General features: G+C 54.1%; 8 protein-coding genes. 7 read left to right on the top strand and 1 reads right to left on the bottom strand.

From position 1 onward, the window contains the following. The first annotated feature begins 43 nt into the window (after positions 1-43). The 4 genes from A8O25_RS07230 (at position 44) to A8O25_RS07220 (ending at position 3507) form a co-directional block, all read left to right on the top strand. Positions 44-466, top strand: coding sequence for a hypothetical protein (locus A8O25_RS07230; protein ID WP_066832742.1), 423 nt, complete (start codon positions 44-46; stop codon positions 464-466). Between the two features lie 56 nt (positions 467-522). Further along, the gene (locus A8O25_RS07225; RefSeq protein WP_066832739.1) at positions 523-1596 is read left to right on the top strand and encodes a hypothetical protein; all 1074 of its coding nucleotides are present in this window, start codon (positions 523-525) and stop codon (positions 1594-1596) included. Positions 1597-2090: 494 nt separating this feature from the next. Then, positions 2091-2462 (top strand): hypothetical protein, encoded by a 372-nt coding sequence (locus tag A8O25_RS23755; protein ID WP_338152736.1) that lies wholly within the window; start codon positions 2091-2093, stop codon positions 2460-2462. Then, entirely contained in the window at positions 2344-3507 is a 1164-nt protein-coding gene (locus A8O25_RS07220) for a methyltransferase RsmF C-terminal domain-like protein (RefSeq protein WP_241498952.1), read from the top strand. The genes A8O25_RS23755 and A8O25_RS07220 overlap by 119 nt, the downstream gene beginning before the upstream one ends. 523 nt (positions 3508-4030) lie before the next feature. Here the strand turns inward: A8O25_RS07220 and A8O25_RS07215 are convergent. Then, entirely contained in the window at positions 4031-5218 is a 1188-nt protein-coding gene (locus A8O25_RS07215) for a class I SAM-dependent rRNA methyltransferase (protein ID WP_066832736.1), read from the bottom strand. Between the two features lie 529 nt (positions 5219-5747). Here A8O25_RS07215 and A8O25_RS07200 point away from each other — a divergent pair. From A8O25_RS07200 to A8O25_RS07190, 3 genes are all read left to right on the top strand, one after another. Next, positions 5748-6740, top strand: a complete 993-nt coding sequence (locus A8O25_RS07200) for a dipeptidase (protein ID WP_066832724.1) — start codon at positions 5748-5750, stop codon at positions 6738-6740. 321 nt (positions 6741-7061) lie between these two features. Next, complete coding sequence (locus tag A8O25_RS07195; protein WP_066832721.1) at positions 7062-9737, top strand: TonB-dependent receptor plug domain-containing protein; 2676 nt, start codon at positions 7062-7064, stop codon at positions 9735-9737. Positions 9738-9800: 63 nt separating this feature from the next. After that, the gene (locus A8O25_RS07190) at positions 9801-12500 is read left to right on the top strand and encodes an MG2 domain-containing protein (protein ID WP_066832718.1); all 2700 of its coding nucleotides are present in this window, start codon (positions 9801-9803) and stop codon (positions 12498-12500) included. Positions 12501-12583 lie beyond the last annotated feature (83 nt).

The raw sequence follows: 12583 nt of genomic DNA, 5'->3' as shown, positions 1-12583 counted from the left end.
CTTGCCGCCGTTAAAAGAGAAAATAGATCAAGGAGGTAAAAGGATGGAATACAAGAATATAAGAACGGTTTTCTTTGCTTTTTGGGTGGTGGCCCTTGGTTGGCTGTCAGGCTGTAAAACGGCCAACGCGCCGGCAGATGCCAACGCTGAGGCGGCTACGGTGCAGTATAAAAGCATGGCCCCGCAGCGGGTAGACATTAGAGGTTCTATTTTTCAGAGCCGCTATGACCAGGGGCAGGTGATGCTGGAGGTAGAGGGCTTTGGTTCTACCCCAGATTCGCGCTACAACCGGGCGTATGTGCTGGTGCTGCCCACTACCCAGATTGTGGACCCGGAAGGGAAAACCATAAGCCTGAGCGAGCTGCGGCAGGGGCAGGACGTGGCCATTGTGCTGCGCGGCGGCGGCCGGGGCAATTTTGTAGGCGTGGGTGTGGCCCGGAAAGTCTGGCTGGAACAGCGGCTCTGAATCTGACCTGTTTTTCGTAAATTGCAGCAAAACTGACCTTTACGATTCTCTGCCCTATGGCTTTTCTCTCCCCACGGCGCATTCAGGTTCTGTACGGCCTGCTCCTGCTGTGTTCTTTTCAAGCGCTTGCCCAAGGCGGCAAGGCCCTCAAAATAGCTGATCTGGAGGTGCAGGTGGCGGGCACGGCCCAACCGGTCACCCAGTTCCATTATGCGTTTCAGGCGGGTGATGTGGTGGTGCTGAACCTGGAGAACAAGGCCAAGGTCAACTACAAGCTCACCGTGACCGAGTATTTCTCCAACTCCCCGCTGTATGCCACAGAGGAAGCCAAGAAGGTGAACAATCTGAAACTCAACATTCCGCAGAAGTCTGTGTACACCATTACGCTGCAGAGTCTGTCTGAAACCAGCACCAGGAGCCACTTCACCCTCACCAGAATCCCGGGCAGCGCAGCCACGCAGCATTTCAACACCCACGTGGCCTGGCGCACGGTACAGGACACCACCTGGACCACCGCCACCCAAAAGGTGCTGGTGAAAACCGAGCTGGTGCCGGAGCCGCTGCTGGACAAGACGTTCAGGGTGTCTTCCCGGGCCAGCCTGGGCAGCAACAACCGCACGTATGAGCGCTTTAAATTACCGGCTGGTACCAAGCATTGGGTGTACTGGGTGGGGGTGGGCCAGGAGTCTGTAGAGGCGCTGCAGGAGACGGGCAAAACCCTGGCCAAAGGCGCCTCTGCGTTGCTGACTGGGAGTAACCCGCTGGTGGCGTTCGGGCTGGGGCTTTTGCCGCAGTTGCCCCAGGTGAAGAGCAGCGGCTACATCAGCTACTACCTGCTCAACCAGAAGAATGCCGCGCTGTTCAAGAATGAAGAGGAAGGCTGGAAACCCTACGCTGTGGCCAAGGGGCAGGACGTGCTCAGCGACTACGGCAAAGTGCTGGCCACGCAGACGCCCAAAACCGAAGACGGCTACCTGTACCTCGGCTTTGACAACCCCAGCACCATCACCGGCCTAGACCTGACCTTGAAGGTGGTGGCCTTTGTGGAGCAACCCACGTACCAGAACAAAACCATACGCAAGCCCGGCAAGATTACCACCCGCAAAGAACCCATTGTTCCGGCAGAGTAATTCTATTTTTGGCCTGTTTTTCTGAAAACAGCAAAAACAGGACCTCACACCAGCCCCTCTCCCGTGGAGAGGGAGTGTGCTGTTCATCACTTCCATTCATCGCACGTTGCTGCTTTGCTATTCGGGATTTATAATCCCGAACCACTCTGTCGGGGATTTCCTAATCCCCGTAGCTGGCTGGCTGCAATAACGCAGGCACGGGGATTGGTAAATCCCCGACAAACAACTTTCGGATTAATAAATCCGAAAGGGCGATGTTTACATCATGATAGCCGTGCCCCCCCATATCTTGTCATCCTGAAAGGATCTTGTGGGCAAGCTAGAAAAGCCCTGATTACTTATTAATGCCGTTCGCTGCCAAGATCTTTCCAGGATGACCACATTCTTGATTGAGTCTGAAATCCTGTCTTTCTGTGCCTGTTTTTCAGAAAACAAGCCAAAAACAGAAATGGTATCTTTGCGGTGGCTTAGGCTTTACGTTTTGACTTTCATTTATGCCTGTACAACTTCCGTCTTCGTTCCAGAACCGTATGCAAACCCAGTTGGGAGCAGATTTTGACGCTTTCACGGCGGCTTTGGGCCAAGCCTCGCCCACCAGCATACGGGTGAATACAGGCAAAGCAGATTTGCCATCGGGCTTGCCCGAAGTGCCCTGGACCCAAACCGGCTTCTACCTCCCCACCCGCCCCAGCTTCACGCTGACCCGCTGTTTCACGGCGCGCCTACTATGTGCAGGAGGCCAGTTCTATGTTTCTGGAGCAGGCGCTCACCCAAAGCGTAGACCTGGAGGAGCCGCTGGCGGTGCTGGATTTGTGCGGCGCTCCTGGCGGAAAATCGACCCATTTGGCTTCGCTGCTTTCGCCTGAGAGCCTGCTGGTGAGCAATGAGGTCATTAGGGCCCGCGCCGGCATTCTGGCCGAAAATATTCAGAAATGGGGCAGCGGCAACGTGGTGGTGACGAACAATGACCCCAGCCATTTCCAGTCGCTCACCGGGTTCTTTGACGTGCTGGTGGTAGACGCGCCCTGCTCGGGCGAAGGCATGTTCCGGAAAGACCCGGATGCCATTCAGGAATGGTCAGAGGCCAACGTGAAACTCTGCTCTGAGCGCCAGCGCCGCATACTCATGGATGTCTGGGACTGCCTCAAACCCGGCGGCATGCTCATTTACAGCACTTGTACCTATAATGCTGAGGAAAACGAAGAAAACCTGGCCTGGCTGGCGCAACAGCAAGATGTAGAAACCGTTGCCCTGGAACTGCAATCCGACTGGCAGGTCACGCAAACGGTGGAACAAGGCATGCACGGCTACCGTTTCTACCCCCACAAAACCCAGGGCGAAGGTTTCTTTTTAGCCGCGGTGCGCAAAACCGGCGGCGACGAAGCGGGCAAATACCGCAAAAGCAAACGGCCTTATCTGGTATCAGCGTCAAAGCAGGAGAAAGCGCTGGTGCAAAACTGGCTCAAGGAGCCGAAAGACTGGGAAATAGTCAAACATCAGGACACCCTCAGAGCTTTACCCGCCGCCTGGATGCTGGAACTGGAGCAGGTGTATGAGAATCTGCGCGTGGTCTATGGTGGTATTGAACTGGCCGAAGCCGTCAAAAACAACGTAAAACCGCTCCCCGCTTTGGCGCTCTCGCAGCACTTGGCCCCAGACGCTTTTCCGCGGGCGGAGGTAGACCTGGCCACCGCCCTCAAGTTCCTGCACCGCGAAGACGTGTCTTTGGAAGAAGCCGCCAACGGCTGGGTGCTGGTGCAGTTCAACGGCGTAGGGTTGGGCTGGGGCAAGAAGCTCCAGAACCGCGTGAACAACCACTACCCCAAAGAATGGCGCATCAGAATGAGTCTGGATGAAGCCCTGCAGCCGGAGAATTTGGAGAAGCAGTTTGTGCTGGGGCGCTTCGCTTAGTATCAAGTATCGCGTATCAGGTAGCAAGACTTTATTTTCCCGTTTTTGGGCTGGTTTGGCGAAAACAGGCCAAAAACGGAATATTCAAGTCTTTGCGTGCCTGTTCTGACGCGGAAGTGATTCCTGTGGCTTATCAAGTTAACAACCTTCTGGCGCGAGTCTCCAGACTCGCGCCTACGGATAACTGGTAGTCTCCAGACTACTCTCGCTGCCCAGCAGCGAAAGGTCCATTCCCGATCCTCTATTGGCTCAAATTTATTTCCATGTCCTCTGAGTCATATAAATAATTGATACACGTTCAAGAAATAACAGGTGGTTCCCGGCGGGTCTGGAGACTCGCTTCATCCCCAGTCACGAGACTGGAGTCTCGCGCCAGTGCTTCTCCGGCAACTGGCGGTTAGAAAAAAACAGAAAGGCCTCTGCCGACATCAAACGGCAGAGGCCTTCCTGTTTTCGGGCCGTTTTTCAGAAAACAGCCCGAAAACAGGAATCACAAGTCTTGCTACGTGCTACCTGCTACTAACTATTCTACATACAGCACCAGGCCCTTCAAATACTCACCCTCCGGGTGGAAGATGCTCACGGGGTGGTCAGCGGGTTGGGAGAGGTGGTGCATGACTTTCACGTTACGGCCGGCTTCAATGGCGGCGGCCATGACGGTGCTCTGGAACAGGTCTTTGTCCACCACGCCCGAGCAGGAGAAGGTGAAGATGATCCCGCCGGGCTTGATCTTTTCAATGGCCTCGGCGTTGAGGCGCTTGTAGCCCATGAGCGCGTTGTGGCGTACTTTCTGGCTCTTGGCAAAGGCAGGCGGGTCCAGGACAATCACATCATACAGACCTTCTTTCCCACGCAAGAACTCAAACGTATCAATGGCGGTGGCTTGGTGGCGGTCCTGGCCTTGGTTTAATTCGGCGTTCTGCTCTGTGAGGGCAATGGCTTTCTTGGAGACATCTACTGAGTGCACGGCGGTGGCCCCGGCGTTCAAAGAGTAAATAGAGAAGCCGCCGGTGTAGCAGAAGGTGTTCAAGACGGTTTTGCCTTTGGAGTAATGCGCCAGCAGGGCCCGGTTTTCGCGCTGGTCAATGAAGAAGCCGGTCTTCTGCCCCGTCACCCAGTCCACCAGAAACTTGTTGCCGTTCTCAGTGACCACGTGCGGCACGGGCGTTTCGCCAATGAGGTAGCCGTTCTGGCCCTGCTCGGTTCCTTTGCTGGGCAAGGTCTCGGCGCTTTTGTCATACACGGCGGTGAGGGTGCCGTCATAGACTTCTACCAGCGCCCGGGCAATCTCATGACGCACGTGGAACATGCCCACGTTGTGCGCCTGCAGCACGGCGGTGTTGCCGTACACATCTACTATGAGGCCGGGCAGGCTGTCACCTTCGGCGAAGATGACCCGGTACACATCTGTCTGGGGGTTGTCCAGGAAGCCCTGCTCCCGGCGGTAGTCCACGGCGCGCTGCACGCGGCTCTTCCAGAAGGCGTAGTCAATCTCTACTTCGTCAAACGAGAAGATGCGCACCGCAATGGAGCCCGGCTGGTAGTGACCAATGCCCAGGAACTCGCGGCGGTTGGTATAGACGGCCACCACGTCGCCCTCCTGCACGCCCTCGTCCATCTTTTTGATGGCCCCTGAGAAGACCCACGGGTGAAAACGTTTGAGCGAGTGCTCTTTGCCGTTGTGCAGGATGATAGAAGGTAGTGCGGTCATAATCTGTGGGCTGTGCTTTCGGCTGCGCCGAAGTTTGTTTCTGCAAAAATCGGGAAAAAATATGGCTTTGTGGTGCGGGAGCCGCCGCTTCTTTGTATGTTGGCAGAACAGGAAGCCCAAAGAAGGGGGAATCTGCCTTCAGGATAGCCGCTGGGCCACCAGGACAGAAGCAGGTGTTTTTGACCTGTTTTCCAGAAAACAGGCCAAAAACAGAAATTTTTTGTCCGCTCTGGGGCTTGAGTTGGTTTTTAGCTGAATTTCTGTTTTGGAGCTGTTTTTCTGAAAACAGCCCTAAAACAGAAGCCCAGGGGAAGGCCGTAAATGACAGGGGTGCAAAGACAAACCGGGCCTGTGCTTTTTACCGTGCCTTCTGAAAAATATTTGGGCCGAATGGGAAAGGCTTCCGTAGACCGCCTTTTCACTTTGTGGGCAAGCTTCTGTATTGCTTTTGAATACGTTCACTCAGGCTTAGGGGTATGCCCCGGGCGGAAAGAGATATACCTTAAGAAATAACACAAGGAATAATACATTGAACCATCCCCTTCCCATCATTGACCTGCACTGCGACCTTACCGGGTACCTGGCGTGGGTACCGCAGGCCACAGCCATGGATGTAGACATGATAGGCTGCGCCATTCCGCATTTGCAGGAAGGGCGGGTGAGGCTGCAGGTCATGGCGTTCTTCACCCCCACCGAGCCCGGAAGTGCGGCGTTTACTTTGAAACAGGCCCGGCTTTACAGGGAGGACCTGCTGCAGGCGGAGAGCTGCTTTGCCGGGGTAAACCAGCAGCAGGTGCTGGCGCAGGTGACGCAGGGCGAGCGGGTGGCCATCATGGGGGCTATTGAGAACGCGTCTGGCCTGGTGGAAGAGGGCGAGCCGCTGGAAAAGGCCTTTGAGCGGCTGGAGGAAATCATACGCCTGGCCGGCCCGCTGCTGTACATCAGTTTCACCCACGCTGAGGAGAACCGGTTCTGCGGCGGCAACTTTACCCCGGGCATAGGTCTGAAACCAGACGGCGAGGAGCTGCTGCGCTACCTGCACGGCCGCCGCATTGCCCTGGACCTGGCCCACACCTCAGACGCCGCCGCCTATGCCCTGCTGAATTTTATTGACCGGCATGGGCTGGAGGTTCCGGTGATTGCCAGCCACTCCAATTTCAGGGAGGTGTACGGCAACGCCCGCAACCTGCCGCTGGAGTTGGTGCAGGAGGTGGTGCGGCGGGAGGGGCTGATTGGGCTTAACTTCCTTAAGAAGTTTGTGCACCCAGAGCGGCCCGAGGTCTTGCTGGAGCATGTGCACTACGGGCTGGAGCACGCGCCGCAAGCCCTCTGCTTTGGCGCAGATTTTTTTCAGGAGACGGGCATCATGGCTGGCGGGGAATCTAATTTTCATGAGGGGCACCGCAACGCCCGGCAGTACCAGGTTATCTTACAGGAGCTGAGGGAGCAGTACCCTGAGACAGCGCTGGCAGCCGTGAGTCACCAGAATGCGCTGAGGTTCCTGCAACGGTTGTGGGCATAAGGTGTCTTTCAGGGAATAGCTGCCAGCCATCTGTAAATGCTCTGCAAACTAGTCAAGCTCAGACTTTGGCAGGGCAATCATAAAACCTAACCAGTCTAATGATTGCAGCTTCATGAGCGGCTTCTTCTATGTTAAAAATTATATTTGATCACCTATAGTTTAAATCAATTCTTTCAGTAGATTTATTGATTCATATAGTTTGTATACACTAGCCTATCCCCTTTATTCATGTCCCCAAAATCAAAGATTGCCTTCAGGTTACTGTCTGTGGCCTGCTTTTGCTTGTTTGTTGCTTTTGTCCCCAAGGCTTGGCAAGAGGGAATGCTGGAAAAAATAATTGGCAAGCTCACTTTCTTTGAAAATAACTATCCGCAGGAGAAAGTCTACCTCCATCTTGATAAGCCCTACTATGCCGCCGGGGAAGATATGTGGTTTAGTGCCTATCTGGTGAACAGCTCAGATCACGCCCCTAGCCCCATCAGTAAAGTATTGTATGTAGAATTGGTGAACCCGCAGGATTCCATTGCCCAGCGGGTGGTGCTTCAGATAAAAGAAGGGAAGGGGGCTGGTGATTTTACCTTGTCAGATACTATTCCGGCAGGGCTGTACCGCCTGCGGGCCTATACCAGCTGGATGCAGAACTTTGATGAGGCGTATTTTTATCACCAAAATGTGCAGATCTGGAACCCGCGGGAAAGTGACTTAACCCCTGCTGCTGATTTTGCCTTCAAGCCTCAGGCCAAAGGGGACTCTGTTCTGGTTGACCTGCAGTTACTGACTCCCTCTGCCGCGCCCGGGCCGCAAACAGCGCTTACTTATACCGTGCTGCAAGGGGCAAAAAAGATGGGTACCCGTAAAGTGACCACCAACCCTTCGGGTAAAACCAAACTCAGGTTCTTCCTGCCAGATACAGATGGTCTGCAGAACGCCCAGCTGCGGTTGGCTTTTGTGCAGGGGCAGCAGACAATCACTAAGAACCTGCTTATACCTAAACCGAACAAGATAGACCTGCAGTTTTTTCCGGAGGGAGGAAATTTAGTGAGCGGGTTCTGGAACACCATAGGTTTTAAAGCGGTAGATGCCCAAGGCCTGGGGGCAGAGGTGAAGGGCGGTATATTTGATCAGAGTGGAAACAAAGTCGCAGATTTTGCCAGCCTCAAGTTTGGCATGGGCCGTCTGGGGTTTATGCCAGAGAAAGGAAAGCGGTATGAAGCCAAGGTCAAAGACGCAACCGGATCTGAGACCACTTATCACCTGCCGCTGCCTTTGGACCAAGGCATGGTTATGGCGGTAGACAATACCAAGTCACACAAGGTGCGGGTAAAGTGCTATGCAGTTGGGTTTGCAGAAGGCACTGGCAAGCCTACGGGGCTGCATGTGGTAGCGCAAGCAAGAGGTGTCACTTTCTTTGGGGCCAGCAGTGCCACTGGGCGTGATGTCTTCCAGGTAGATATCCCTAAAGAGAAATTTCCTTCAGGGGTGTCGCAGATTACGCTCTTTAATCAGGCTGGCGAACCTCTGGCAGAACGGTTGGTTTTTGTAAATCAAAGCAAGAACCTGAAGATAGCTGTTATCCCAGACAAGCCTGCTTACAAGCCAAGAGAAAAGGCTACGCTGCAAATTGAAGTGAAAGATGCAGCGGGTGCGCCGGTTGTTGGCAATTTCTCCCTGAGTGTGACAGACAGCAAGACGGTAGTACCCGCCCCCCATGCTGCCAACATAGTTTCGTATCTGCAATTGTCTTCAGATCTGAAGGGGTACATTGAGCAGCCAGATTATTATTTCTCTTCTGATCAGCCAGAGGTGCAGCTGGCGCTAGACAATCTTATGCTCACGCAAGGCTGGCGCCGGTTTGTCTGGCAAGAGATCATGAAAGATAAGTTTCCAGTTATGTCTTCTCCGTTAGAGCAGGGGCTGTCAGTGAGTGGCGTGGTAACCCAATATAATGAGAAGAAGCCTGTGAAAGATGCGGTGGTGACTATGTTTGATGTGGCTAAAATGAAGAATATGCTGGTAGGGCAGTCAGATGCGCAGGGAAGGTTCTCTATTGCGTTGCCACCCTTAACAGATAGTTCCAGGGTGGTGCTGCAGGCCAGTAACCAAAAAGGGAAGAGTAATTTACTGGTCAACCTTGAGACGTTGGCTCCTGCTGTTGTGCAGCCCAAGGTGCCTTATGCACCGCTTGCCACTCCGTTGTCTGGCCCACAGTGGGCATACCTGCGCAGCAATAGGGAACAGTTGAAAGTAGATCAGTCTATGGGCAAGGGAGTGATGCTGGGTGAAGTGGTTATCAGAGGCCGTAAAGATCCTGATGCAAACAGAAGTATGGCTGACCGCAGTACCCTTCATGCCCCCAGAGATGTTAGTTACTCCGTTTCTGGCAGCAGATTCTCACCAGGTATAGACATTATCTCCAGTCTGCCTGGAAGAACACCGGGAGTTGCCATGGTTGAGGGTAAGTTGGTGCTCAGGGGGGCGGCAAGGCAATCGTTTGATTTCGGCGGAGAAGGAGGGGCAAGTGAAGCCGGTTCTACAGAACCACTGTACTTGATTGACGGCGTTCGGGCAGACATGGGTATGGCGCAAGCGGTTGATGTGACAGAGGTGGAGCGGGTAGATGTGCTTATGCCAGGTGCCCCCTCTGCTATTTATGGTTCTGAAGGGGTATATGGAGTGATTTCCATTATTTTAAAGAGACCAGGTACGTATGCCGCAAAGACCAATGCCCGTTGGCAAGGTGTAGCAATTTATAGGGGGCCAAAATTTCTGACGGAGCGGGAGTTCTACATGCCCAAATATGATAAGCCGTCTGAGGTGCATGTGCCAGATTGGAGAACCACCTTGTACTGGCACCCCGCCATCAAGACCAATGCAGAGGGAAAAGCGCAGGTGGCCTTCTATTGTGCAGACTCTAAGACAAGTTATATGGCCGTGGTAGAAGGAGTCACTTCAAAGGGAAGCCTAGGTAGGGGTATTGGCGAAATGCAGGTGCGGTAACGGCTATAGAAACTTTCACGCTGCTGCATTTAGGGTCTGTAAGAATATCAATTTATATTAAAGATGAAGTCAAGGATACGGGTACTGGTTTTCTCCTGCCTTCTGCTGGGGCTGTTCTGGGTTTCAGCCTTTGCGCCTAAACAGTGGCAGGATGCAAGCATGCTGGAGAAGATTCTGGCAAAGCTCGCTGCCTTTGGGAAGAATTACCCGCAGGAGAAAGTCTACCTGCACCTGGACAAGCCGTATTATGCCGCCGGGGAAGACATCTGGTTCAGTGCCTATCTGGTAGACGCGGCGTACCATGTGCCCAGTCCGTTGAGCAAGGTGCTGTACGTGGAACTCATCAACCCCCAGGACTCTGTGTACCGGCGGGCGGTGGTAGACATACAGAATGGGTTTGGGCAGGGTGACTTTGCCTTAGAAGACACTATACCGGCGGGGTTGTACCGGGTGCGGGCTTTTACCAGCTGGATGCAGAACAAGGGGGAAAGTTATTTCTTCCACCAGAACGTGCAGATTTGGAACCCCCGGGTAGACGGTATTTTGCCTGCGGCGGAATTTACGTTCAAGCGGAAGGGCAACGGAGACTCTGTGCTGGTGAACCTGGGGTTATCTAATTATAAAAAAGAGGCGTTGGGCCTGCTTCCGTTTACCTCTGCCATTCAAATGGGTAAGAAAACAGCTGGTAAGCAAAAAGGCACCACCAACCTGGGCGGAGCCGCCCAACTGCGCTTTTACTTACCAGACAATGAAAACCGGCAGCAGGCCCAGTTACTCCTGAATGTGCAGCAAGAAGGCAGGCAAATTCAGAAGGTGCTAAAAATTCCCACCGCCACAGAGAAAATTGACTTGCAGTTCTTCCCGGAAAGCGGAGAGTTGGTGAATGGCATCTGGAGCCGGATTGGTTTCAAAGCAGTTGGGGCCAACGGTCTGGGAAAAGACGTGCAAGGGGAGATACTGGATGAGACAGGGGCCAAGGTGGCAGATTTTAAGAGCCAGAAGTTTGGCATGGGGCGGTTTGGGATGATGCCCCAGGCGGGCAAACGCTATGAAGCCAGGCTGCAAGACAGCAAAGGTACTGTGACCGTTTATCCGTTGCCGTTAGCGAAGGAAAAAGGTGTGGTCATGATGGTAGACAACACTAAGCCAGACAAAATTGTGGCCCGGGTGGTTTTGAATGGCTTCTCGCCCACTGATAGGCCTAAACTTATCAATGTAGTGGGCCATTCCCGCGGCAGGGCATGCTATTCTGGTTACAGCGGTACGGGCAAAGACATGCTGTTGCTGGATATCCCCCGCAAAACGTTACCGGCGGGTGTCATTGAGCTGGCCTTGTTTTCTGAGACGGGTGAACCGTTGGCGGAACGGCTGTTTTTCATGCATGAATCACAGGGGTTACAGTTGGCTTTAACCTCTCCAAAAGAGGCCTACAAGCCCCGGGAGAAGATAACGATGCAGCTGCAGGCCAAAGATGTGACGGGCAAACCGGTGCAGGGCCGTTTCTCAGTAGCCGTGACAGATGCCAAAAAAGTAGAGGCAGATCCGCAGGCAGGGAACCTGTTCACCCACCTGCTGCTTACTTCAGACCTGCAGGGGTTTGTAGAGCAGCCGGGGTACTATTTCCGGTCACAGGACACAGAAACCCAGATAGCCCTTGACAACCTCCTGCTTACCCAAGGCTGGCGGCGGTTTGTCTGGAAAGACGTGCTACAGGAAAAAGACGTGATGTTGGCTTATCCGCTGGAGCGGGGATTGGCCATTAGCGGAACAGTACAACGGCTTTCGGGCAAGCCCGAACCGGGGGCCGTGGTTACCCTGCTGGGGCTGAAAGAGTCGCCGCTGTTTGTCATCGCCACGGCAGATGCCCAGGGTAAATTCATCTTCGGGGTGAAAGACCTCACAGACAGTGCCAAATACGTGGTGCAGGCGCGCGGGCCTAAAGGCCGAAGCAGCCTTAACGTGCTCTTGGACAAAGGAGTGCCTTTGGTACCTGTAGTTGGGAGGCCCCCTTACGGCCTGCCGCTATCCTTGCTGTCTGATCAGATGTGGGCGTACCTGCGGGGCAATCAGGAACAGCTGCGGCTAGACCAGCTGGCCGGCAAAAGTATTCTCTTAAATACAGTAGAAGTGCACGGCAGAAAAGAAGAAAACGATGAGGTTGACCTGAGGCGGGGTATTCATAGCACTGCTGACCGAACCATCAAAGGCGCAGACCTGCCCCCGGGCCTGGACATCATCAGCAGCCTGCAAGGCCGGGTGGCTGGGCTACAGGTCATCAACGGCGAAATCTCCATGCGCGGTAGCCAGTCGCCGCTGTACTTGCTAGACGGCATGCCCGTAGACGCGGAGCAGATCAGAATGCTCAACTCAGAAGAGGTAGAAACCATTGATGTGCTGAAGCCGGGGCCCATGGCCGCCATTTATGGGCTGCAAGGCGGCGGCGGTGTGATTGCAGTCACTTTAAAGCGAGGCCAAAGTGTAGTGGGCAGCAGCCGCAACGAGGGGTTGGCAGCCTATAACGGCTTCCGGTACCAGAAAGTACGGGAATTTTACGCTCCCCGCTATGATCAACCCCAGGAAGTGGATATGCCAGACATACGCTCTACGCTGTACTGGAACCCATCAGTCACCACCAACGCCCAGGGGCAAGCTGAAATTGCCTTCTATGCCGCAGACCCCAAAACCACATACCGGGCAGTGGCAGAAGGACTTACGGCGCAGGGCCAGCTGGGCCATGCCGTGGCAGAGGTACAGGTGCGGTAATGGCAACTTTTTGCGTTTCCGGGCTGTTTTCAGAAAAATAGACCAAAAACGGCCACGGGCAAATGCAAGGGAAATTCCCTATC

It is taken from the genome of Rufibacter ruber, assembly GCF_001647275.1.
Taxonomy (GTDB): Bacteria; Bacteroidota; Bacteroidia; order Cytophagales; family Hymenobacteraceae; genus Nibribacter; species Nibribacter ruber_C.
This window is presented reverse-complemented; position numbering and strand designations above follow the sequence as displayed.

Excerpts from the sequence above, each read along its gene's own strand:
- A8O25_RS07195 (WP_066832721.1), top strand. The coding sequence starts at position 7,062 with ATGCTGGAAAAAATAATTGGCAAGCTCACTTTCTTTGAAAATAACTAT.
- A8O25_RS07220 (WP_241498952.1), top strand. The coding sequence starts at position 2,344 with ATGTTTCTGGAGCAGGCGCTCACCCAAAGCGTAGACCTGGAGGAGCCG.
- A8O25_RS07230 (WP_066832742.1), top strand. The coding sequence starts at position 44 with ATGGAATACAAGAATATAAGAACGGTTTTCTTTGCTTTTTGGGTGGTG.
- A8O25_RS23755 (WP_338152736.1), top strand. The coding sequence starts at position 2,091 with ATGCCTGTACAACTTCCGTCTTCGTTCCAGAACCGTATGCAAACCCAG.
- A8O25_RS07225 (WP_066832739.1), top strand. The coding sequence starts at position 523 with ATGGCTTTTCTCTCCCCACGGCGCATTCAGGTTCTGTACGGCCTGCTC.
- A8O25_RS07190 (WP_066832718.1), top strand. The coding sequence starts at position 9,801 with ATGAAGTCAAGGATACGGGTACTGGTTTTCTCCTGCCTTCTGCTGGGG.
- A8O25_RS07215 (WP_066832736.1), bottom strand. The coding sequence starts at position 5,218 with ATGACCGCACTACCTTCTATCATCCTGCACAACGGCAAAGAGCACTCG.